Genomic DNA, 22,034 nt, shown 5'->3' on the forward strand with positions numbered 1-22,034 from the left:
GCGCGGCGCGCCCGGTCATCGCATCGAATCCGCGCCTGCCGTTCAGTAAGTGTCCGGCACGATCATGTTGTCCGGCACCGGTCGACGGATGTAATCCTCGTGATGCTCACGCGGCGGCAGGTCGATCGGTGCGTGCGGCACCTCGTGATACGGCACCTGCTGCAGCAAGTGGTGAATGCAGTTCAGCCGCGCGCGCTTCTTGTCGACGGCCTGCACGACCCACCACGGCGCTTCCGGAATGTGCGTGCGCTGCAGCATCTCTTCCTTCGCGGCGGTATAGGCTTCCCAGCGGCGGCGGCTCTCGAGATCCATCGGGCTCAGCTTCCACTGCTTGAGCGGATCCTCGATCCGGCTCTGGAAGCGCACTTCCTGCTCGTGATCGGTGATCGAGAACCAGTACTTGACGATCTGGATCCCGCTACGCACCAGCATCTTCTCGAACTCGGGCACCGAACGGAAAAATTCCTCGTATTCCTCGTCGGTACAGAAGTTCATCACGCGCTCGACGCCCGCGCGGTTGTACCAGCTACGGTCGAACAGCACGATCTCGCCGCCGGCCGGCAGATGCGCGACATAGCGCTGGAAATACCATTGCGTGCGCTCGCGATTGTTCGGCGCCGGGAGCGCCGCCACGCGGCAGACGCGCGGGTTCAGCCGCTGCGTGATGCGCTTGATCGCACCGCCCTTGCCGGCCGCGTCGCGCCCCTCGAAAATGACGACGAGCCGGTGCCCGGTGCTCACGACCCAGTCCTGCAGCTTCACGAGCTCGCCCTGCAGCCGGAACAGCTCGCGGAAATACTCCTTGCGCGCCTCGCGGCGCTCCTGCGAAAACAGGAGGTCGTCGCTGTCGTCGAAGCGGCGATCGTCGAGCTCCATCTCGAGCTCTTCGTCGTAGGCGTCGACCAGATCTTCCTCGAAACGGCGCTGGCGCGCCTCCATCGATTCCATATCGGTGCGGTCGTCGGTCTCGGTGCGGGTATCGTTGTCGCCCATGGGGCCTCCTTCCATCATTGACGCAGCAAACGCAGACATTATCCCAGTGTCGCGCGTCAAATTCATGAAAAAGGGGCCGGCGCGCCGGTCAGAAGCGGAACGCGAGCAGCACGCTGGCCAGCACGGCGTTCGCGGAAATATCGAACGTGTTCGATGCGAGTTGCCGATTCGGCTGGTCGATGTCCAGCGTAATCTTCGTCCGTAACGGGATATAGGTCACCATGCCGGTGATCCAGAACTGGCGGGTGATCTGGTAGCTCGCGCCGACGGTGAACACCGGCTCCCACACGCTCTTCACCTTGGCGGACACGTTGGTCTTGCCCGACAGCAGCAGGTCGCCGCCGGCATCCCAGATCCGCTGGAACAGCGACGGGTCGAGCAGCAGCGACTGCAGGCTGCCGATGTCCGCGCCCGCCGCGAGCAGCCCGCCGAGCGACGCGAGCTTGCGCTGGAACACGGGATTCAGGTTCGTGTTCGTGAAGCGCGTATAGCTGACGCCGATGCCCGCGAACGGGCGAAAACGATCGTCGCGCTCGCCGAGGTAATACTTGAACACGACGGAGCCGAGCCACGCGCGCGTGGTCGCGAGCGGGTTGCTTTGCGTGTTCGCGAGGTCGATCAGCGGAAGGCGCCCCTGGACACCGGAAAAGATCCGGTCGAGCGGCAACGCGATGCTGCCGTGCCCGCGCAGCGTCAGTACCGGCGGAATGCCCCCGCCGAGTTCGGCCGCCCAGTTCTCGGAGAAAAAGTGGGTGAACGTGAAGGCCAGCGTGTTCGTATTGCTGAGCGACAGGCTCGAACCGGAGTTCTGGAAGCTGTTCAGCCCGAGTGCGTCCGTGTGCGTCGTCACCGGCGTCGATCGGCCGGTCGTGCCGACGAAGTGCCAGCCGAGGCCGACCATGTTGCGGTCGTCGCCCATCAGCTGCGTCAGCAGCGGCGGCGCCTGGGCGGCCGGCAGATCGGGCAGCCGCGACGGGTCGATCGGATGCAGTTCGTACGGCATCCGGTCGGCGTGGACGACACCGCCCGCCGGTGCGTCATCCGCCGTTGCATCGCGTGTCGCGGCCGGCTCGCAGCCGCCGGCTGCGCCGTTGTCGTCGAAGCCGATGCCGTCCGCGCCGTCCTCGCGTGTGGCCGCGCATGCGCGCCCCGCCCCGCGGGTCCGCTGGCCGAGCGTGATCTTGCGCGCCGTGAACGGTACGGCGTCGGGTTGCGGCGCATCGCCCGACTCGCCGCGGCCGCCGCGGGCCGGCCCCGCATCGGTCGCCCACGCGCTCGCATCGAACCCGTCCGCGTCGCCGCCCGGCCAGAAGCCGATCCCGTCGGCACCGGCCTGCCAGCGTGGCGCGGCGTCGCCGTCCGGCTGCGGCGCGCCGTGCGCGGCGGCCGCGCACGCGAACAGCGTCGCGCCGAGCCAGCGCGACAGCGAGCGCACCGTGCCCGGCCGCGCGCGGCGGCGGTCCTTGTCCCGGCTCGCCATCGGCTCAGGCCGGCACGCCGAACAGGCGCTGACGGATGCGGTACAGCGGCTCGAACAGCCATTCGAGCAGGCTGCGCCGCTCCAGCACGATGTCGGCCTTCAGCATCATCCCGGCGCGCAGCGACAGCGGCCGCCCTTCGAATGCCGGCGTGCGGTCGGCCAGCTCGACCCAGGTCTTGAAGTAGGTCTGCGGCGCGGCGGCATCGCCCGGCAGGTTCAGCTCCTTCGCCGAAAACGCGACCGGCGAGATCGACAGCACCTTGCCGCGATACGTGCCGAACTTCTCGACCGGATAGCTGGCGTACGCCACCTTCACTTCCTGCCCCTTCTTCACGAAGCCGGCCTTCGACGACGGAATGTAGACCTCGGCGATCAGCCCGTCGGCCTTCGCGGGCAGGATCTCGACGACGCGCGTGCCCGGCGGGTCGATCACGCCGCCCTGCACGACGTCGAGCCGCACGATCTGCCCGTCGGCCGGCGCGTACAGCACCTGGTTCACGTTCTCGTCGATGTTGTATTCCTTCGCGTTCAGCTCCTCCTGCTTGATCTTCAGTTCCGCGTTCGCACCGTCGTACTTGCTCTGCATCGTGTCGAGGTCGCCGCGCAGCTTCATCGCGTTCTTCGCGAGTTCGGCGCGGCGCAGCAGCAGGTCCTGGTACGCCTGCCCGGCCTGCAGATACTGCGTGTTGACCTGGTTGTACTGCTCGAGCGTCACGACCTGTTCGTCCAGCAGCTGCTTCACGCGCGCGCGCCGTTCGCCGTACTCGTCGACGATGCGTTTCTGGTCCTGGATCTGCCGGTCGATCAGCCCGCGGCTTTCACCCTGCGCGGCAATCTGCTGGTTGATCTGCTGCACCGACGACTTGTATTCGAGCCGCGCCGCGTCGATCTGCTGCATGACCTCGACGCGCTGCCGGTCGAGCGCCGCGCGCAGCCCCTGCACGTTGTTCGCCTGGCTCACGAAGCTCGTGTCGCGCGTCACCGCGAGCAGCCGCTGGCCGGCCTTAACGTGCTGGTCCTTGCCGACGTAGACGTCGCGCACGGCCCAGCCCGGCGGCGCGCTGACGCCGATCAGCCCCGAGCGCGGCGTCAGCATCCCCGACACGCTCTCGGTGTTCGCATAGCTCAGCTCGACGAGCGCGGTCACGAACATCGCGAACATCGCAAGCGACAGGTAGCAGAAGAACCGCATCGACACCGGCACGTCGACGACGCCGTGAATCACGGTGCCGAAGGTCGTGCCGCGCGCGAGCTTGCGCGACGGCTTCTGTTCTCGAAGGGCGGAATTCCAGGTCGGCATGGGGCGGGCTCGTCAGGAGCGACGCCGCGCGGCCGCATCGAGCAGCGGCGCCGGCATCAGGTAAGGCGTGAAGTGTTCCCAGAAATGCCATTGCTCGGGCTGACGCACGAGCGCTTGCTCGAGCCGGTCGACGATGCGCTGGTGCGTCGCGCGCACGGGCGACGCGTCGTCGTCCGCGCCGAGCATCGGCGCGAGCGGGCTGGCCGCGAGCTCGGTGAAATGCACTGCGCAGCGATCGCGGAACGGCACGCCGGTCGCATACGCGACGAGCAGCGGAATCTCCTGCTCGACCGCGAGCTTCACGCCGCCGCCGGCCATCCGCACCCAGCGGCCGCCGAGCCGGCAGCGGTTGGTCTTGCCGAACTTGCCGTGCAGGTCGGAGAACAGCAGGAATACCGGCGCCTCGCGCCGCAGGCTCGTAATCAGCCGGCGCAGATGCACGCGCTCCTCGATGTCGATGAACTCGACTTCGCCGGCACCGTATTCGGCGACGAGCCGCAGTGCATCGTCGAAGAACGCGCCGGGCGCATCGCGGTGCAGGATCACCATCAACTTGCGGTCGTCGGGAATCATGAAGCGCAGCTTCGTGACGAACAGCATCAGGTTGCCGAAGTGCAGCCCCGCGAGCATCAGCGGGCCGCCGCGCGCGAGCGCCGCCTGCAGTTGCGCGTCGCCTTCGCACGCCATTCCATCGATCATCGACTTCATCGATTCGAGGCTGTGCGACCGCAGCTTGAGCCCCGCGAACTCCGCTTCGAACAGCTCGCACACGATCGCCGCCGACACTTCCCGCACGCGCCGCGGATCGTCGTTCAGGTGCGCGCTCAGCATGAACGCGACCGCACGCTCGATCGACTCGCGAATGCATGGAAAGCAGCGCAGGCATGCGCCCGAGCACCAGCGCATCAGCCGCAGCCCGCGCGCGGGCGACGTGCGCAGCGCGACGGCGCGCACCACGCGCCGCACCAGGAACGCATACGAGAACGGATTGAGCAGAAAGAGTCGTCCGATCATCACCGCATCTCCTCGGCCGAACGCCACGCGTCGGTCACATCGGTCAGTACGCCGTCCTGCATCTCGTAGATCCGGTCGACCCGCGACAGGATCGACGCGTCGTGCGTGACGAGCACGATCGTGCACGGCAGCGTCAGCACGTTGCGGCAGATCTCGTGGGTCGTCGCCTGGTCGAGGTTCGACGAAAACTCGTCGAGGATCAGCAGGCGCGGCTCGCAATACAGCGCCCGCGCGATCAGCAGCCGCTGCATCTGGCCGGCCGACAGGAATTTCTGCGTATCGCCGAGTGGCGTGTCGTAGCGATGGTCGAGCCGCTCGATCTCGTCGTGGATGCACGCGAGCTTCGCCGCGTCGAACATCGCGCCGATCCGCGGCGCGGGCGCGAAGTTCGTGATGTTGTCGCGGATCGTCCCGCGAAACAGCTGGTCGGACTGCGTGACGGCCGCGAGATGCTTGCGGTACTGCCGCAGGTTCACTTCCGCGAGATCGACGCCGCCGACGAACAGCGTGCCGGGCTCGGGCCGCACGAGCCCGCAGATCAGGTTCAGCAGCGTCGTCTTGCCGCTGCCGGTGCGGCCGACGATCGCGATCTTGCTGCCCGCCGGCACATCGAGCGCGATGTCGCGCAGGATCGGGCGGTTACCGCCCTTCGGCGTATACGACAGCGCGCGAATCGCCAGCGCGCCGTCGAAACCGTCGACCGGCCGCACGACCGCGTCGGGCGCGGGCTCCTCCGTCTCGGTCTGCAGCACGTCCGCGACGCGGTCCATGTGCACCTGCAACACCTTGCGGCGCACGTAGAGCTGGATCGAGTCGATGAACTTGTCGGCGAACAGGTTCTTGTACTGGATGAACGCGTAGATCACGCCGATCGTGCTCTGCCCATGCATCACGAGCCACGCGCCGTACGTGACGATCGCGAGCTGCTCGACATGCACGATCCCTTTCGAGATCGCGTCGAACAGCAGCTGCAGCCGCTCCTGCTGGCGCATCGCCTGCAGCTTCTGCGTGAACGCGTTCACCCACAGGCTGCTGCGCGCGGTCTCGGCCGACAGCAGCTTGATCGAGTGCGCGGAGCGGATGTTCTCGATCAGCAGCGCGTCGGCTTCGGCGCCGCGCGTGAGGATCTGCGACATCGCGTCCTGCAGTTGCGGCTGGATCGCGAGCCGGCTCAGCGCGAACAGCACCATCCCCGCGAGACTGATGCCGGCCAGCACCGGGCTGTAGTACAGCATCAGCACGAGCGTCAACGTGCAGGTGACGATATTGAGCAGCCCGCCGACGAGGCCATCGACGAGAAAGCGCCCGACCTCCGACACCGACGACACGCGCGAGATCGAATCGCCGGTGTTGTGGAACAGGAAATAGCCGATCGGCAGCCGCGCGAGATGCCCGACCATGTTCGCCGACAACTGCTGCGACACGATGTTGCGCAGGTAGCTCTTGATGTTGCCGACGAGGTTCGAGTAGAGCGTATCGAACAGGAACACGATCGCGAACAGGATCGTCAGCAGGTACAGGATGTCGACGTCGGTCTTCTTCAGCGCCTCGTCGATCGTCAGCTGCACGTACGACGGGCCGAGCAGCAGCAGGAGCTGCGCGGCGACGCCGCCCGCGATGCCGATCGCGAGGCTCTTGCGGATGCCGGTCAGCCCTTCGAGATAGTCGCGCAGCCGGATCCGGTCGGCCTGCCCCGCCCGCGTGAAGCCGATGTCCGGATTCAGTTCGAGCGCGTAGCCGGTGATGTGCGTAAGCGCCTGCGCGAGCGGCAGCTTCGTCTCGCCGAGCGCGGGATCGACGATGTGCACGCTGCCGTAGCCGACCTTCGTCAGCACGACATAGTGGTTCATCCCCCAGTGCAGGATGCACGGCGTCTTGAGCGCGTCGAGTTCGCCCGCGTCGAACTGCAGCCCGCGTGCGCGCAGGCCGAGATCGTTCGCGATTTCCATCAGGTCGAAGAACGACAGCCCGGAATCGATCCGCACCGGATAGCGGTTGCGCAGCGTGCGCAACGTGGTTTCGCGCCCGTGCCACGACGCGATCATCGCGAGGCAGGCCAGGCCGCACTCCGTCACCTCGTCCTGCAGGACCGGACGGACTTTACGCGTATTGAAGAGCATGGTCGGGCACCCGGGGCGCGACGACGCGCCGCCCGGGCCTGCCGCTAGCGGGCCCGTGGCGGGTCGTGCGCGATACGCATGGGCGCAGCCGGCACGCTGCCGGCTGCGACGGAAGATCGGTGTTACCGGCTGCTGGGCGGGCCGCTCAGCGCGACGAACCGAGCGACATCCGGAACTGTTCGACGGCGCGGGTCTGGTACTGGGTCATCAGGCCCTGGAGCGTGGTCCCGATCGACTGGTTGACGAGATCGACCGTATAGGCGGCCGAATTGGAGTAAAGCGACGCGCCGCCTCGAATCTGGCGGGCCTGTTCTTCCGTGATGTCTCGCATTTGTCGTGGCCTTTATATTGTCGGAATGCCCGCCACCGTCAGCCAATTGCAATCTCAATGGCCGTTAACTTTATTACGGGGATAATCCGGCACTCCCGCCTCCTGATAATCGCCCGAACCGAAAATAACGCATTCGGATTCGCTTTATTTCCACTGCGGCGATCGATTCTTTTCCTTCTGTTTCGCAGCATTTCGCGCGGGGGGCGCCTCCCCGCGCACGGCGCTTACTTGCCGGTGTTATTGAACGTCTTCGGGTTCTGCAGGTAATTACCGAGGCTCGGCAGGAACTGGCCGAGCGCGGTCACCACCGGCGCGGCGTCAACGGCGAGGCTACCCAGCGAGCTGATCGCACCGCCGCCATGCACATTCCTGACCTGTTCCGTCGTCATGACCTTCATCATTCTCTCCTCGTAAAAAATAAAGATGACGCAAAGAACCTTCATTGAAAGACAAACGGCCTTTAATCCCTAGCGACTTGTTAATCTAATAATCACCGTGATTACGAGCCGAAATCAGGCTATCATGCGAGCGCATCGAAATTCAATGGAGGACACACTCTTACAGTGGTGTTTTCCGATGCACCACGATTGGCAGGCATTCACGCTGTTTGAATTTCAATTTCAATACGTTTAAATCCCGCCGCAATGCGTTGCGGCATGGGCAGGAGACGGAGACGGCCATGTTTGAAACGAGGCGCGCGAATCGCGGAGCGGCAACGCTGAATGCGGGTAATTCCCTATCAAGATTTTCGACTAGGTGGAATCCCCGACTTGCAACCATGACATTGTTCGCTGTAACGATAAGCAGCCTGTCCGCGAACGCGCATGCGTTCTGCCTCGACACCGCGTTCCAGTACGCGGTCGTGCACGATCCGCGCTACCTGCAGGCGCGCAGCGAATACGACGCGGCCCGCCAGAAATTCCCGGAAGCGCGCGCGCAGATGCTGCCGCAGGCCGCCGCGCAACTTGAATGGGGACGCTACGGGACGCACGCGAACCTGTTCGGCATCGACGTCAGCGGGTCGAGCAATGCCGCATACGGTTCCGCGCAGGTCACGCAGGCGCTGTTCAACGTGCCCTACCTGTACGACATGCGGCGCGCGACCGAGTACGAGGAATCGGCGAAACAGAAGCTCGAGGTGGCGCGTCAGGACCTGATCCTGCGCGTCGCGAACGCGTGCTTCGACCTGCTGAGCGCGCGCGAGAAACTGCAGTCGGCCGACGACGAAGTGAACGCGCTCAGCCGGCTCGAAAGCGACACGCGGCGCATGGCGCAGCTCGGGATGAAGACGATCGGCGATACGGCCGAAATCGAGGCGCGCCGCAGCCTCGCGCAATCCGACGAAGCCCTCGCGCAAACCGACGTCGACGCACGCCGTGCGCGCTACGAGACGCTGCTCGGTTCGACGATCGATTTCTCGCGCTGGCCGCGGCTCGCGATGCGCGGGTCGTCGCCGCGGATTCCGTCGGGCGACTACGCGCCGCAGGACAACCCCGCATACCGGCAGGCATATCGCGACGTCGAGGTCGCGCGGCTCGCCGCGAAGCGCGTCAGCGCCGAGCACTTGCCGACCGTCGACCTGTTCGCGTCGTATTCGCGCGGGCTCAACCCGAACCTGCGCGGGCTCACCGATCGCTCCGACTTCCATCAGAGCGCGGTCGGCGTGCAGGTGACGATCCCGATCTTCTCCGGCGGCAGCGTGTACTACCGGCAGGTGGAAGCCGAGCACGTGACCGAGCAATATCGCAACCGGCTGCGCGAGGTCGAGGAGCAACTGGGCACCGATCATCGCGAGGCGCTGTCCGCGCTCGAATCGGTCGGCAAGCGCATCCGCGCGCTGCAGCAGTCGCTGCAGGCCGCGCGGCTCGCGTACGATTCATCGATGAAGGCGCACCAGGTCGGCTACAGCACGACGTACGAAACGCTGAACCTGCGCCGTGATATCTCGGGCATCCGGCAGAAGCTGTTCGACAGCTATCTCGACGCGCTGAAGCTGCAACTGAAGCTGAAAAGCGTGCTGGGTACGCTCAACGAACAGTCGCTGATCGCGGTGGACAGCTTCCTCGAAAGCAACGCCGCGAGCGACCGGAGTTGAATGCGGCACGCGCCCGGTCGCCGCTCGTCAGTCGGGCGGCGGCAACACGACCGTGTCCTCCGGCCCGAGCACGCGCCCGTCCTGCGAACGCAGTTCGAGCTTCCTGACCGGCAACCCGCTCTTCCGGTCGACGAGCAGCACGTGTGCCTCGTCCGGTTCGAAGAAGAAATCCTCGCCCCACTGCCGCAGCGCGACGAGCAGCGGAAACAGGCCGCGCCCTTTCTCGGTCAGCACGTATTCGTGATGCGCGCCGCCGTCCGCAGCCGGCACGATGTCCATGATCCCGTGCGCGACCAGGTTGCGCAGGCGCGCGGCCAGGATGTTCTTGGCCAGCCCGAGATTCTTCTGGAATTCGCCGAAGCGGCGCAGCCCGTCGAACGCGTCGCGGACGATCAGCAGCGACCACCAGTCGCCGATCGCGTCCAGCGGGCGGGCTACGCCGCAAAGGGAATCTTCGTGCGTGGTTCGTCTGTTCATCGATGCATGGGGCGATGCCGTTCCCGGCATGCGGGCGGAACGGCGGTCGTTTCCGTTGAAATGAATGGTTGCAATATAAAACTCGTTGCACGAAAGATCAATCTCCCGGGGCCCGACTGTTCGCGATCGGCGAATTGAGCGGTCGATTCGAACGCGATTGGCATTCCAGCGCATACGTCCGCGTCAATGCTTTAATGCTGCGTTCCCTTCCGGCACATCATCGCGCACCCGTATTCCAGTCACGCGTCCAGCCGTCCAGTCACGATTTTGGTTGCAACTTGAAACCCAATATCCTACGCTTTTACTCGGTTTCAATTTGAAACCAAACTATCCGACTATCCGAAGGAGCGTTCGATGATCCGGTCCGATGCCACGTTCGACGGCACCTTTCCATTCGCCCCGCATTTCGACGACGCATCCGGCTTCCGGATGCACTACGTGGACGAAGGTCCGCACGACGGCGAAACCCTCCTGTGCCTGCATGGCGAACCCACTTGGGGTTATCTGTTCCGCCATCTGATTGCCGCGCTGAGTCCGACGCACCGCGTCGTCGTCCCCGATCACATGGGCTTCGGCAAAAGCGCGACGCCGCAGGACCGCAGCTACTGGCTGCAGGACCATGTCGACAACCTGGAGCGCTTCGTGCTCGCGCGCGGCCTCGATCGCATCACGCTCGTGATGCACGATTTCGGCGGCCCGGTCGGCATGGGGCTGGCTGCGCGGCATCCGGATCGCATCCGGCGGATCGTGTCCGCGAACGGGCCGACGCCGTTCGGCCAGCCCGACCTGGTCGAACGACTGAACGCGAACGGTCGCGCTGCGCCGTGGTTCCAGTGGATCATGCGTGCGGCGGCGAACGATACGCTGGAGACAGTGCTCGGTCAGCTCGGCTTCAACATCCTGAGCACGCTGAAGCTGAACGGGTTCGAAAATCACGCGGTGATCAACGACACGTGGATCGCCGCATACGGTGCGCCGTTCGCGCAACCGGAAGACTGCGTCGGCGCGATCGGATGGGCCCGCGGGTTTGCCGCTGGCACGCATCGGTTCGAGGCGCCCGATGCGGCGGCGCTGCGCGCGATACGCGAAAAGCCCGCGCTCGCGATCTGGGGAGACGCCGACCGAACGCTCGGCGCCGAACACTTCCTGCCGCTCTTCACGGCACTGTTTCCGTCCGCGCCCGTCGAACGGCTGACGGGCGTCGGGCACTACTGCTTCGAGGATGCGCCCGACGTCATTGCGTCACGCATCGCCGAATTCGTCCGGACCACCGGCTGAGTGTATTCCGCAGCCGGCGGCACGATGCCCGGCTGCGGAACACCGCGTGCGCGGTCGCCTTCGCCACCGCGCACGCGCAACTTCACGTCAGTGGATGATCCGCGTCACGCCACGCCCACGCGGGTCGGCCATCGCCTCCGGCGTCTTGCCGTCGATCTTGATCACCTGGATGTCGCCGCTGAAATCCTGCCCCTTCAGCGTATAGCCGCGCGCCTCGATCTGCTTCGCGAGTTCGCCTTCGATCGGGTGGTACGGCTCCCAGAAGATCGTGTTCGGCGGCAGCAGCTGGTGATGGAAGCGCATCGCGCCGACGGCCTCCTTCAACGGCATCTTGAAGTCGTAGATGTTGTTGATCACCTGGAAGATCGACGTGAAGATGCGCGAGCCGCCCGGCGTGCCAATCACGAGCGACACCTTGCCGTCCTTGGTCATGATCGTCGGCGACATCGACGACAGCGGACGCTTCTTCGGTTCGATCGCGTTCGCGTCGCTGCCGACCACGCCGAACATGTTCGCGACGCCCGGCTTCGCGGAGAAGTCGTCCATCTCGTCGTTCAGCACGATGCCCGTGCCGTCGGCGATCACGCCCGAGCCGAAATAGCCGTTGATCGTGTACGTGTTCGACACTGCATTGCCCCACTTGTCGACCACCGAGAAGTGCGTCGTTTCAGCCTTCTCCGGCATCGTCGTGCCGAGGCCCGGCTGCACGCTCTTCGTATCCGACGGCTCCTTCGGGTTGACTTCGCCCGCCCGCTTCGCGATGTAAGCGTCGTCGGTCAGCTGCGCGATCGGCACCTTGTAGAAATCCGGATCGCCGAGATACTGCGCACGATCGGCGAACACGCGCTTCTCGATTTCCGCGACGAGGTGGATGTACTGCGGCGAGTTGAGCTTCACGCCCTCGAAGTCCTGCTTGAGGTCGGCCTTCATCTTCAGCAGCTGCACGAGGCCGATGCCGCCCGAACTCGGAGGCGGCGCGGTGATCACGTCATAACCGTTCCACTTCGCCTGCACCGGCTGGCGCCACACCGCGCGGTACTGCGCGAGATCCTCGGTGGTGATCAGCCCGTTGCCGTCGCCGGTCTTCATCGACGCGGCGATCAGCTCGGCCGTCTTGCCCTTGTAGAAACCTTCCGCGCCGTCGTTCGCGATGCGCGTGAGCACGTCGGCGAGATCCGGCTGCTTGAAGTTCACGCCCGCCTTCAGCCCGGAGAAATACTTGTCGAAGTTGGTCTTGCCGCCGAACTCCTTCGATGCGTCGACGCCGCGCTGCGCGAGCTGCTCGTCGACGACAAAGCCGTCACGCGCATAGTGGATCGCCGGCGCGAGCACCTGCTTCCACTTCAGCTTGCCGAAGCGTTTCTGCGCTTCCCACATGCCCGCGACCGTGCCCGGCACGCCGACCGCGCGCGGGCCGTACAGGCTCATGCCCTTGACGACGTTGCCGTCCTTGTCGAGATACATGTCCTTCGTCGCGGCAAGCGGCGCGCGCTCGCGGTAATCGATGAAGTACGGCTTGCCGTCCTTGTAGATCGTCATGAAGCCGCCACCGCCGATGTTGCCGGCTTCCGGATACGTGACGGCGAGCGTGAATGCGATCGCGACGGCCGCGTCGATCGCGTTGCCGCCTTCCTTGAAGATCCGCTCCGCGGCATCCGCGCTGTACTTGTCGGCCACCGCGACCGCCGAACTCGTCAGGATGGCCGGCTGCGGCCCCTTCGCATAGACGGGCGCGTTCGGCAGGAAGCCGATGCCGGCCACCGTCGCGAGCACGACGGCGGATGATTTGAAGCGATTCAGCGTAGTCATTGCATGTCCCCCATGTGGATCTCCTTCAGGCAGGAAAAGCACCTGTTCCGCATGGCCGCTGGCGCGCCGACGGCCACATCCGGTCTCGTAGTATAGGGGGACAAAAAGGGTCGAACACGGGGCGTGCCGCGAAAGCGCATTCGTCATGTGCGCGACGTCATGTCGAGGCATCCGAACAGGGATGCGAATCGGTCGAAATGGCACGCGGTACACGTCATCACGCAATGCACAAAAAACCGAAAGTTGCGAACCGCGCGGAATGCCACACGGGACGTGCAAAAAAATCTGCAAACGTCCCTCCCGCTGCGTGGGCCGATCTGCGAAGATAGCGCCCCGCTTTCGCGGTGCATCATTTTTCGTGCACGCATCGCTTCACGTTTCTTCGTCTCGCTTCCTATGGCATCACACAATGCGCATCATGCGTCCGGCTTCGCGGCCGGTGTCGCCGCAGCCGTCCTCGTCGCACAAACCGGCGCAACCGGCCCGTGGCATTCGGGCCTGTTCGCCGCGTTCGCGGCCGGCGTCGCGGGCGGCACCGCGCCCGACTGGCTCGAAGTCGCATGGTGGAGCCGCAAGCGCCGTTTGTGGATCACGCATCGCACCGTCACGCACTGGGGCATCGGCTGGATCGCGCTGCTGGCGCTCGGATGGCACGGGCTCATCCATCATCCGCATCCGCTGTGGGCCGCGCCGCTGTTCGGCTTCGCATGCGGCGGCTTGATGCACCTGCTCGCCGACTGGCCGAACCCGCTCGGCGTGCCGTGGATCTGGCGGCGTCACTCGCTCAACCTGTGGAAGAGCGGGCATTGCGACCTGATCGTCGTAGCCGCCGCATGGGGCGGCACGCTGTGGCTCGCGCAGTCGCTGTGCTCGCGTGCACCGCTGCTCGAGCACTGGCTCGGCTGGCTCAATCGCGTTTAATTGCAATTCGACGCAATTCGGCACGCGATCGGCGTGCCGACGCGCATGCAACTTTCCGTTCGTTGAAAATGCGGTGACGGCCCCCATCTGAATGTGAATCGTCGCCACACGTGCCCGGCGCGCACGCGCGACGTCTGGCACACTGACGATTCGATTCGCACGCGCGCCCTCCGCGCGCTTGCACCCCATTTCAACGCTCCGATGGACGTCACCACTACCCGCCCTGCCGCCCGTGCGCTCGACGTGTTCCACCCGGCCGTCGCCGCGTGGTTCGGGCGCACGTTCGCCGCGCCCACTGGCGCGCAGGCACTCGCGTGGCCGCACATCAAGGCCGACCGATCAACGCTCGTTGCGGCACCGACCGGCTCCGGCAAGACGCTCACCGCGTTTCTGTGTGCAATCGACGATCTGGTGCGCGATGCGCTGGCGCACGACGGCACGCTGCCCGACGCGACGCTCGTCGTGTACGTGTCGCCGCTGAAAGCGCTGTCGAACGACATCCACGTGAACCTCGATGCGCCGCTGGCCGGCATCGCCGAATCGCTCGCGCAGCTCGGCCTGCCGGTGCCGGCGATCCGCACCGCCGTGCGCACCGGCGACACGACGCAGGCCGAGCGCGCCGCGCTGCGCAAGCGCGCGCCGCACATTCTCGTCACGACGCCCGAGTCGTTGTACGTGCTGCTGTCGTCCACGTCGGGGCGGCAGATGCTGTCGAACGTGCGCTCGGTCATCGTCGACGAAATCCATGCGCTCGCGTCATCGAAGCGCGGCAGCCATCTCGCGTTGTCGCTCGAACGTCTCGACGCGCTGGCCGGCCGTGCGCTGCCGCGCATCGGGCTGTCGGCCACGCAAAAGCCGATCGACGCGGTCGCGCGCTTCCTGGTCGGCGGCCCGGCAGACGCGCCGCGCGACTGCACGATCGTCGACACGGGCCACACACGCGAGCGCGACCTCGCACTCGAACTGCCGAACGTGCCGCTCGAACCCGTGATGGCAACCGACGTGTGGGAACAGGTGTACGACCGCATCGCCGGCCTCGCGGCCGCGCATCGCACGACGCTGGTGTTCGTCAATACGCGGCGCACCGCCGAGCGCATGGCGCGCCATCTCGCCGATCGGCTCGGCAAGGAAGCGATCGCCGCGCATCACGGCAGTCTCGCGAAGGAGCACCGCTTCGACGCCGAGCAGCGCCTGAAGCGCGGCGAACTGAAACTGCTCGTCGCCACTGCATCACTTGAACTCGGCATCGATATCGGCGACGTCGATCTCGTCTGCCAGGTCGGCTCGCCGCGCGGGATCGCACCGTTCCTGCAGCGCGTCGGCCGCTCCGGGCACCATGTCGGCGGCGTGCCGAAGGGCCGGCTGTTCCCGCTGTCGCGCGACGAGCTCGTCGAATGCGCGGCGCTGCTCGATTGCGTGCAGCGCGGCGAGCTCGACACGCTGCGCATTCCCGAAGCGCCGCTCGACGTGCTCGCGCAGCAGATCGTCGCCGAAGTGGCGTGCACGGAATGGCAGGAAGACGCGCTGTATGCGAGTTTCACGCGCGCGGCGCCGTATGCGCGGCTGACGCGCGAGCGCTTCGACGAAGTGATGAAGATGCTCGCCGAAGGCTTCACGAGCCGCCGCGGCGTGCGCGGCGCGTACCTGCATCGCGACGTGGTCGGCGGCACCGTGCGCGGGCGCCGCAACGCGATGATGACCGCCACGACGTCGGGCGGCACGATCCCCGACATGGCCGATTACGCGGTGCTCCTCGAACCGCAGGGCATTCAGGTCGGCACGGTCAACGAGGATTTCGCGATCGAAAGCCTGGCCGGCGACGTGTTCCAGCTGGGCAACCAGTCGTACCGGATCATTCGCGTGGAAACGGGCCGCGTGCGTGTCGAGGACGCGCAGGGCCAGTCGCCGAACATTCCGTTCTGGCTCGGCGAGGCGCCGGGGCGCAGCGACGAGCTGTCGGCGGCGGTCGGCCGGCTGCGCGCGCGGCTCGACGGGCTGTTCGCCGATGGCGAACGGCAAGCGCATGCCCGAGGCGCTGAAGGCGCTGTCGACGATATCCGCGGGAAGACGACGGCTGAAACAACGGCGACGACCAAAGCCAAGACCAAAGGCGGAGCAAAATCGACGCGACGTGTTGAAGCCGAAGCCGAAGCCGAAGCCGAAGCCGAAGCCGAAGCCGAAGCCGAAGCCGAAGCCGAAGCCGAAGCCGAAGCCGCGATCAGTGTACGAAACGACGTCGCCCGGGTCGCCCCTGCCAGCCCGGCCGACAGCCGCCTCGCGCCGGCGTTGCGCTGGCTCGTCGACGATCTGCACCTGTCGCCCGACGCCGCGCACCAGATCGTCGACTATCTCGCACGCACGCGCGCCGCGCTCGGCGCGCTGCCGACGCAGGACACGCTCGTGATGGAGCGCTTCTTCGACGAATCGGGCGGCACGCAGCTCGTGATCCATTCGCCGTTCGGCAGCCGCATCAACCGCGCGTGGGGGCTCGCGCTGCGCAAGCGCTTCTGCCGCAATTTCAACTTCGAGCTGCAAGCGGCCGCGACCGACGACGCGATCATCCTGTCGCTGTCGCTCGCGCACAGCTTCGCGCTCGACGAAGTGTGGCGCTACCTGCGCTCGGCGAGCGCCGAGCACGTGCTGGTCCAGGCCCTGCTCGACGCGCCGATGTTCGGCGTGCGCTGGCGCTGGAACGCGACCACCGCGCTTGCATTGCCGCGCTTCACCGGCGGCAAGCGCACGGCGCCGCAACTGCAGCGGATGAAGAGCGACGACCTGCTCGCGACTGTGTTCCCCGATCAGGTCGCGTGCCTCGAGAACATCGTCGGCGAGCGCGAGATCCCGCATCACCCGCTCGTCGACCAGACGCTCGACGACTGCCTGCACGACGCGATGGACACCGAGGGCTGGCTTGCGCTGCTGCGCCGGATCGAGAGCGGCGCGATCGAGCTCGTCGCGCGCGACCTGCCCGCGCCGTCACCGCTCGCGGCCGAGATCCTGAACGCGAAACCCTACGCGTTCCTCGACGATGCCCCGCTCGAGGAACGCCGCACGCAGGCCGTGCAGTCACGCCGCTGGAGCGATCCCGAATCGGCCGACGATCTCGGCGCGCTCGACGCCGACGCGATCGATGCCGTGCGCGACGAAGCCTGGCCGCTCGTGCGCGACGCCGACGAAATGCACGACGCGCTGCTCACGCTCGCATGCATCGCCGACAGCGAAGCACGCCAACACGAAGGCTGGCTCGACCGGCTCGCGGAACTCGCCGAACACCGCCGTGCGACGAAACTCGTGACACCCGGCGACGCCGCACTATGGGTACCGGTCGAACGACTCGTGTGCCTGCGTGCACTGCATCCCGACGCACGCATCGTGCCGGCGCTCAAGGTGCCGGTCGCGTGCGCGCAGCCGTGGGAAGCCGATGCCGCACTCGTCGACGTGATCCGCGCGCGGCTCACCGGCTTCGGGCCGCTTGCGCTCGACGCGATCGCGACACCGCTCGGGCTGCCGCCTGCGTCGATCGCGACGGCACTCGCGGCGCTGGAGCGCGAAGGCTATGTGATGCGCGGCCGGTTCACACCGGGCACGACGGTGGACGAATGGTGCGAACGCCACCTGCTTGCGCGCATTCATCGCTATACGGTGAAGCGGCTGCGCCGCGAAATCGAGCCGGTCGAGCGCGCCGATTTCATGCGCTTCCTGTTCCACTGGCAACACCTGACGCCGGACACGCGCGGCACGGGCCGCGACGCACTCGCGGCCGTGGTCGAACAGCTCGAAGGCTACGAGGCCGCGGCAAGCGCCTGGGAAGACGCGCTGCTGCCCGCGCGGCTCACCGACTACATGGCGGGCGGGCTCGACGAGCTGTGCCGCTCGGGCAAGCTCGTGTGGACCCGCATCGGCGCACCGGCGCGCGCGGCCGGCACACCCGTGAAGACGACACCGATCGTGCTGCTGCCGCGCCGCCACCTCTCCGCGTGGCAGGCGCTGCGCGATCCCGACGCGCAACCGGCGCTGTCCGCGCGCGCCACGCAGGTACGCGATGCCCTCGCCGCGCATGGCGCGATGTTCTTCGATGCGCTGCTCGACGACCTGCACATGCTGCCCGTCGAACTCGAACAGGCACTCGGCGAACTGGTGTCGGCCGGCCTCGTGAATGCGGACAGCTACGCGGGCCTGCGTGCGCTGTTGAAGCCCGCCGTCAAGCGCAGCGCGACCTATTCGCCACGCACCCGGCGCGGCGGTGCGCTGATCGGCGGGATGGATGACGCAGGTCGCTGGGCACTCGTGCAACGTCACGCGCCGCCGGACGATGCGCCCGTGCCGAAACGCGGCCAGGCCGCGACCGACCCCGGCGCGCTCGAACACATCGCCTGTACGCTGCTGCGCCGCTACGGCGTCGTGTTCTGGCGGCTGCTCGAACGCGAAGCCGACTGGCTGCCGAGCTGGCGCGAACTCGTGCGCGTGCTGCAGCGTCTCGAAGCGCGCGGCGAGATTCGCGGCGGACGCTTCGTCGCCGGGCTCGCGGGCGAGCAATTCGCGCTGCCCGAAGCGATTCCGATCCTGCGCGAACTGCGGCGGCAACCCGGCGACGGGCAGTACGTATGCGTGACGGGCGCCGATCCGCTGAATCTCGCCGGCACGCTGCTGCCCGGCGACAAGGTGCCGGCACTGGCCGGCAATCGCGTGCTGTTCCGCGACGGCGTGCCCGTCGCCTCGCTGGTTTCGGGCGCGTTCCACTACGCCCCCGAGCTGTCGCCCGCCGCGCGTGAGGATGCCCGCCTGCGGCTCGCACGCCACTGCTGACATCGGCTGACACGCGATACCGCACGGACTACTGATCGCCGGGCCGCGCTGCCGCCGTCGTTCGGGTAGCATCGAACGATTTTCCGCGCGAGCGCCCGCGCTCGAACACAACAAGACTTCCGGAGACTGCCGTCCATGCCCTCGCATGTCGAATCGCCCGCCGCTCATCACGCGGGCTCGCTGACGATTTTCCAGGGCGCCGCGCTCTATATCGGCGCGGTGCTCGGCACCGGCGTGATCGCGCTGCCCGCACTGGCCGCCGAAGTGGCGGGGCCCGCCTCGCTACTCGCCTGGGCGGCGTTGGTCGTGCTGTCCGGGCCGCTCGCGGCCACCTTCGCCGCACTCGGCGCGCGCTATCCCGACGCAGGCGGCGTATCGACCTATGCGCGGCGCGCATTCGGGCCGAAAGCCGCGGCGATCGTCGGATGGTGCTTCTACTTCGCGGTACCGGCCGGCGCACCGGCCGCCGCCATGTTCGGCGGCGCCTACGTCGCGGCCGTCACGGGCGGCGGGCACACCACGGTCATCGTCACCGCTGCCGCGCTGATCGCGACCGTGTCGGCCGCGAATGCATTCGGCGTCACGGTTTCGGGCCGCATGCAGCTCGTGCTGTCGGCACTGCTCGTCACGCTGCTGCTCGCCGCGGTGCTCGCCTCCGCGCCGCACGCACGCACCGCGAACCTGCATCCGTTCGCGCCGCACGGCTGGCTCGCGGTCGGCCAGGCTGCCGCGCTGCTCGTGTGGAGTTTCGCCGGCTGGGAAGCGATCACGCATCTCGCGGCCGAATTCCGCCGGCCCGCGCACGACATGCCGCGCTCGGCGGGAATCGCGGTCGTGGTGGTCGGGTTTCTGTATCTGTCGGTTGCTGCCGCGAGCGTGACGGTGCTCGGGCCGTCCGCGGGCGGAACAGGTGCGCCGCTCGCCGAACTGATCGCGGGCGGCATCGGCGGCCATGCGCAGGTGCTCGCCGCCGCAGCCGCAGTACTGCTCACGCTCGGTACGATGAACGCGTATTTCGCGGGCGCGGCGAAGCTCGGCGCGGCGCTCGGGCGCGACGGCGCATTGCCCGCGTGGCTCGCGCAAGGCAGCCAGGTCGGCGGCGTCCCGCGCCGCAGCCTCGGCGTGATCGCCCTGCTCGCCGTGGTCGCACTCGCTGCGACGACGCTGTCGGACGTCGGGCCGAAACCGCTCGTGCTCGTCACCTCCGGGTGCTTCGTGATGGTGTACGGGCTCGGTGCGGCCGCCGCGCTGAAACTGCTGCCGCGCGGCTGCATCGCACACCGTTGCGCATGGATTTCGCTGGTCGCGGTGGCCGCGCTGTTCCTGACGACCGGCTGGTACATCCTGTGCCCGCTGCTGCTCGCGGGCGGTGCGCTGCTCTATCTGCAGGTGGCCGGGCCGCGCCAGTGACCCGGCCACCTGCGCGCGGGCCGGCACGCGCCTGCTGGCGGCGACGCGCGAGCTGATCATCGCCGACCCGCTGGCCGGATTGCCGGCCACGCCGCCGCGCGCATCATGCGTAGGGGCGCAGCCTCGGCCGTCCGCCGCTGCTTCGCGCCCGTCAGGCAGGCACCAGCTCGAAGCTGAGCCGTTTGCCGAGCGCGGTGGCCGCGCTCGCGAGCGTCGCCAGCGTGAGGCTCGTGTCGGTTTCGTCGAGCAGACGGTTGAGCGCGGCGCGGCTGGTTTTCATCCGTGCGGCCATCGCGGTTTTCGTGATGTGCTGCGCCTTCATTTCCTGCCCGATCTGCCACGCGATCACGCGCTTGATCGCGGTGGCGGTGGCCGCTTCGAGATTGCCGTCCTCCTCGAGGAAGGTATCGAAATCGCTGCCGATATGCGGATTGTTCGTGGTCGTCATGGGTACTCCAGTACATGGCGTTGCCGGCGGCCTGACCGTCGAAGACGGCGCGTTCCGGCGCAACCGGGGAATTCAGATGGCGCGCCTCAGCGCTTTCAGGCGCGCGACGGTGACATCGAGATCGTCCGACGGCGTGGCCCGCGACTGCTTGAAGAAGCCGTGCAGCAGGACCATCGTGTCGCCGACGACCGTAAACAGCACGCGGGCGTTTCGCCCCGGCAACATCACGCGGATCTCCCACAGATCCTGCGCCATCTTCCGAACCAGCGGCATGCCGAGCGGCCAGCCGAGTTGAACGGTCTTGATCTCTTCGCCGATCGCCCTTCGCTCCGCTTGCCCGAGCGCCTTCAGCCATTCGCACACCGGCTCGTTGCCACGGGCCGTCTGGAAGAACCGCACGCCGAGCGTGACCTGGATCTGCTGTCTCGTCATCGTCTTGACACCAATCGTACCAAAATCGGTACGATATGCCAAGCACCCCGCAGCCGGCTACTGACCGGATGGCCAATCCGGCAGCCGGGAACGGCGGGCGGTCCGCCGGCTCAATCGTCGCGACGAGCCGGCTTGCGCGCCGCGCGAGACGCCCCCCGTTCACGCGTCTCGCCGAACCGCGACCGTGCGATGTCGCGCACGGCATCGATCAGCGTCCGCGCGACCGGCGACGGCTGCGCATCGGTGCGCAGCACCAGCCCGACCGGCTCGTCGGTACCTGCCGAAGGCAGCGGCAAGCGTGCCAGCGCCCCGGCCGACAGGTCGTATTCGGCCGCATAGAGCGGCACGAACCAGACCGCGTCGTTTTCGAGCGTCAGCGCACGCGCGACCGATACCGACAACACCTCGATGAACGCATCCAGCGGCGGCACGCCGCAAGCACCAAGCAGCTGCTCGGCCGACTGGCGGATCAGCGTGCCGAACGGCGGCAGCACGACCGGATAGCGCGCAAGCTCGGCCGCCGGCGCCGCATTCGAGAGCAGCGGATGCCCGGCGCGCACGACGGCGACGAGCGGCTCGTTGTACAACTGCTCGAACGCGAGCCCGATCATCCGCTCCGGCTCCGACAGCCGCCCGATCGCGCACTCGATCGCGCCGGACTTCAGGCGCTCGAGCAGATCGGCGTTCGCGGCCGTCGCGATCCGCACGACGACGCGCGGCCAGCGCACCGCGAGCGCCTTCATCAATGCGGGCGCGAGCGATGCCGCGACGGTCGGCAGCATGCCGATTTCCAGCGTCGCCGCGGCGGCCCCGCCTTCGCGCGCGAGCAGCCCGACACCTTGCCGCAACGCCAGCACGCACGCGTTCGCATGCGGCATGAACAGTTGCGCCTCACGGGTCGGCTGCGCGCCCTGCCGGCCGCGCTCGAACAGCTTCACGCCGAGGATCGCCTCCAGCTCGGCGATCGTTTTCGATACGGCCGGCTGCGTGATCGACAGGCTTTCGGCTGCCTTCTGCACGCCGCCCAGCTGGGCGACCGCGAGAAAGCACTGCAGGTGCCGAAACTTGACGCGGCCGTCGGCGATACGGTTATTCATAACGGGTGGTTATGCGATTGACG

General features: G+C 67.1%; 17 protein-coding genes. 5 read left to right on the plus strand and 12 right to left on the minus strand.

The annotated features are described in order from the left end of the window. Positions 1 to 42: 42 nt before the first annotated feature. The 7 genes from ppk2 to CFB43_RS38525 form a co-directional block, all read right to left on the minus strand. The gene (gene ppk2 / locus CFB43_RS26000; RefSeq protein WP_089427680.1) at positions 43 to 993 is read right to left on the minus strand and encodes a polyphosphate kinase 2; all 951 of its coding nucleotides are present in this window, start codon (positions 991 to 993) and stop codon (positions 43 to 45) included. An 88-nt stretch (positions 994 to 1,081) separates the two neighbouring features. Further along, positions 1,082 to 2,473, minus strand: a complete 1,392-nt coding sequence (locus CFB43_RS26005; RefSeq protein ID WP_089497151.1) for an OmpW/AlkL family protein — start codon at positions 2,471 to 2,473, stop codon at positions 1,082 to 1,084. Positions 2,474 to 2,477: 4 nt separating this feature from the next. Continuing rightward, positions 2,478 to 3,773 carry an HlyD family secretion protein gene (locus CFB43_RS26010; RefSeq protein ID WP_089497152.1) on the minus strand — a complete coding sequence of 432 codons (1,296 nt, stop codon included), beginning with the start codon at positions 3,771 to 3,773 and terminating at the stop codon, positions 2,478 to 2,480. A 12-nt stretch (positions 3,774 to 3,785) separates the two neighbouring features. Continuing rightward, entirely contained in the window at positions 3,786 to 4,790 is a 1,005-nt protein-coding gene (locus CFB43_RS26015) for a hypothetical protein (protein WP_179254907.1), read from the minus strand. Continuing rightward, entirely contained in the window at positions 4,787 to 6,907 is a 2,121-nt protein-coding gene (locus CFB43_RS26020) for a peptidase domain-containing ABC transporter (RefSeq protein WP_089497154.1), read from the minus strand. The genes CFB43_RS26015 and CFB43_RS26020 overlap by 4 nt, the downstream gene beginning before the upstream one ends. Positions 6,908 to 7,052: 145 nt before the next feature. Next, complete coding sequence (locus CFB43_RS26025) at positions 7,053 to 7,238, minus strand: hypothetical protein (RefSeq protein ID WP_027791386.1); 186 nt, start codon at positions 7,236 to 7,238, stop codon at positions 7,053 to 7,055. 224 nt (positions 7,239 to 7,462) lie between these two features. Then, positions 7,463 to 7,639, minus strand: coding sequence for a hypothetical protein (locus CFB43_RS38525; protein ID WP_006479216.1), 177 nt, complete (start codon positions 7,637 to 7,639; stop codon positions 7,463 to 7,465). 278 nt (positions 7,640 to 7,917) lie between these two features. Here CFB43_RS38525 and CFB43_RS26035 point away from each other — a divergent pair, with 278 nt between their 5' ends. After that, positions 7,918 to 9,333, plus strand: coding sequence for a TolC family protein (locus tag CFB43_RS26035; RefSeq protein ID WP_089497155.1), 1,416 nt, complete (start codon positions 7,918 to 7,920; stop codon positions 9,331 to 9,333). A 27-nt stretch (positions 9,334 to 9,360) separates the two neighbouring features. On the opposite strand, the gene CFB43_RS26040 is transcribed toward CFB43_RS26035, so the two are convergent. Continuing rightward, positions 9,361 to 9,810: a winged helix-turn-helix transcriptional regulator gene (locus CFB43_RS26040; RefSeq protein ID WP_039356969.1), complete on the minus strand. Its 450-nt coding sequence runs from the start codon at positions 9,808 to 9,810 to the stop codon at positions 9,361 to 9,363. Between the two features lie 354 nt (positions 9,811 to 10,164). On the opposite strand from CFB43_RS26040, the gene CFB43_RS26045 reads away from it, so the two are divergent. Then, entirely contained in the window at positions 10,165 to 11,088 is a 924-nt protein-coding gene (locus CFB43_RS26045; protein ID WP_089497156.1) for an alpha/beta fold hydrolase, read from the plus strand. A gap of 87 nt (positions 11,089 to 11,175) precedes the next feature. Here CFB43_RS26045 and ggt read toward each other — a convergent pair whose 3' ends face one another. Then, positions 11,176 to 12,897 (minus strand): gamma-glutamyltransferase, encoded by a 1,722-nt coding sequence (gene ggt, locus CFB43_RS26050; RefSeq protein ID WP_089497157.1) that lies wholly within the window; start codon positions 12,895 to 12,897, stop codon positions 11,176 to 11,178. A gap of 396 nt (positions 12,898 to 13,293) precedes the next feature. Between ggt and CFB43_RS26055 the strand changes: the two genes are divergently transcribed. The 3 genes from CFB43_RS26055 to CFB43_RS26065 all read left to right on the plus strand — a co-directional run bounded on the left by CFB43_RS26055 (position 13,294) and on the right by CFB43_RS26065 (position 20,034). After that, entirely contained in the window at positions 13,294 to 13,818 is a 525-nt protein-coding gene (locus tag CFB43_RS26055; RefSeq protein WP_089497158.1) for a metal-dependent hydrolase, read from the plus strand. A 201-nt stretch (positions 13,819 to 14,019) separates the two neighbouring features. Continuing rightward, positions 14,020 to 18,624, plus strand: a complete 4,605-nt coding sequence (locus CFB43_RS26060) for a DEAD/DEAH box helicase (protein ID WP_089497159.1) — start codon at positions 14,020 to 14,022, stop codon at positions 18,622 to 18,624. Between the two features lie 135 nt (positions 18,625 to 18,759). Beyond that, the gene (locus tag CFB43_RS26065) at positions 18,760 to 20,034 is read left to right on the plus strand and encodes an APC family permease (protein ID WP_089497160.1); all 1,275 of its coding nucleotides are present in this window, start codon (positions 18,760 to 18,762) and stop codon (positions 20,032 to 20,034) included. A 151-nt stretch (positions 20,035 to 20,185) separates the two neighbouring features. Here the strand turns inward: CFB43_RS26065 and CFB43_RS26070 are convergent, their stop codons facing one another. From CFB43_RS26070 to pcaQ, 3 genes are all read right to left on the minus strand, one after another. Then, positions 20,186 to 20,482, minus strand: coding sequence for an XRE family transcriptional regulator (locus CFB43_RS26070; protein ID WP_011658604.1), 297 nt, complete (start codon positions 20,480 to 20,482; stop codon positions 20,186 to 20,188). 72 nt (positions 20,483 to 20,554) lie between these two features. Next, a complete protein-coding gene (locus CFB43_RS26075; RefSeq protein ID WP_089497161.1) occupies positions 20,555 to 20,914 on the minus strand; it encodes a type II toxin-antitoxin system RelE/ParE family toxin in 360 nt (119 codons plus the stop codon). Between the two features lie 110 nt (positions 20,915 to 21,024). Further along, a complete protein-coding gene (gene pcaQ / locus CFB43_RS26080; RefSeq protein ID WP_089497162.1) occupies positions 21,025 to 22,011 on the minus strand; it encodes a pca operon transcription factor PcaQ in 987 nt (328 codons plus the stop codon). Positions 22,012 to 22,034: the final 23 nt, after the last annotated feature.

Source organism: Burkholderia sp. AU15512 (assembly GCF_002223325.1).
Classification (GTDB): Bacteria; Pseudomonadota; Gammaproteobacteria; order Burkholderiales; family Burkholderiaceae; genus Burkholderia.

Excerpts from the sequence above, each read along its gene's own strand:
- ppk2 (WP_089427680.1), bottom strand. The coding sequence starts at position 993 with ATGGGCGACAACGATACCCGCACCGAGACCGACGACCGCACCGATATG.
- CFB43_RS26005 (WP_089497151.1), bottom strand. The coding sequence starts at position 2,473 with ATGGCGAGCCGGGACAAGGACCGCCGCCGCGCGCGGCCGGGCACGGTG.
- CFB43_RS26010 (WP_089497152.1), bottom strand. The coding sequence starts at position 3,773 with ATGCCGACCTGGAATTCCGCCCTTCGAGAACAGAAGCCGTCGCGCAAG.
- CFB43_RS26020 (WP_089497154.1), bottom strand. The coding sequence starts at position 6,907 with ATGCTCTTCAATACGCGTAAAGTCCGTCCGGTCCTGCAGGACGAGGTG.
- CFB43_RS26025 (WP_027791386.1), bottom strand. The coding sequence starts at position 7,238 with ATGCGAGACATCACGGAAGAACAGGCCCGCCAGATTCGAGGCGGCGCG.
- CFB43_RS38525 (WP_006479216.1), bottom strand. The coding sequence starts at position 7,639 with ATGATGAAGGTCATGACGACGGAACAGGTCAGGAATGTGCATGGCGGC.
- CFB43_RS26035 (WP_089497155.1), top strand. The coding sequence starts at position 7,918 with ATGTTTGAAACGAGGCGCGCGAATCGCGGAGCGGCAACGCTGAATGCG.
- CFB43_RS26040 (WP_039356969.1), bottom strand. The coding sequence starts at position 9,810 with ATGAACAGACGAACCACGCACGAAGATTCCCTTTGCGGCGTAGCCCGC.
- CFB43_RS26045 (WP_089497156.1), top strand. The coding sequence starts at position 10,165 with ATGATCCGGTCCGATGCCACGTTCGACGGCACCTTTCCATTCGCCCCG.
- ggt (WP_089497157.1), bottom strand. The coding sequence starts at position 12,897 with ATGACTACGCTGAATCGCTTCAAATCATCCGCCGTCGTGCTCGCGACG.
- CFB43_RS26055 (WP_089497158.1), top strand. The coding sequence starts at position 13,294 with ATGGCATCACACAATGCGCATCATGCGTCCGGCTTCGCGGCCGGTGTC.
- CFB43_RS26060 (WP_089497159.1), top strand. The coding sequence starts at position 14,020 with ATGGACGTCACCACTACCCGCCCTGCCGCCCGTGCGCTCGACGTGTTC.
- CFB43_RS26065 (WP_089497160.1), top strand. The coding sequence starts at position 18,760 with ATGCCCTCGCATGTCGAATCGCCCGCCGCTCATCACGCGGGCTCGCTG.
- CFB43_RS26070 (WP_011658604.1), bottom strand. The coding sequence starts at position 20,482 with ATGACGACCACGAACAATCCGCATATCGGCAGCGATTTCGATACCTTC.
- CFB43_RS26075 (WP_089497161.1), bottom strand. The coding sequence starts at position 20,914 with ATGACGAGACAGCAGATCCAGGTCACGCTCGGCGTGCGGTTCTTCCAG.
- pcaQ (WP_089497162.1), bottom strand. The coding sequence starts at position 22,011 with ATGAATAACCGTATCGCCGACGGCCGCGTCAAGTTTCGGCACCTGCAG.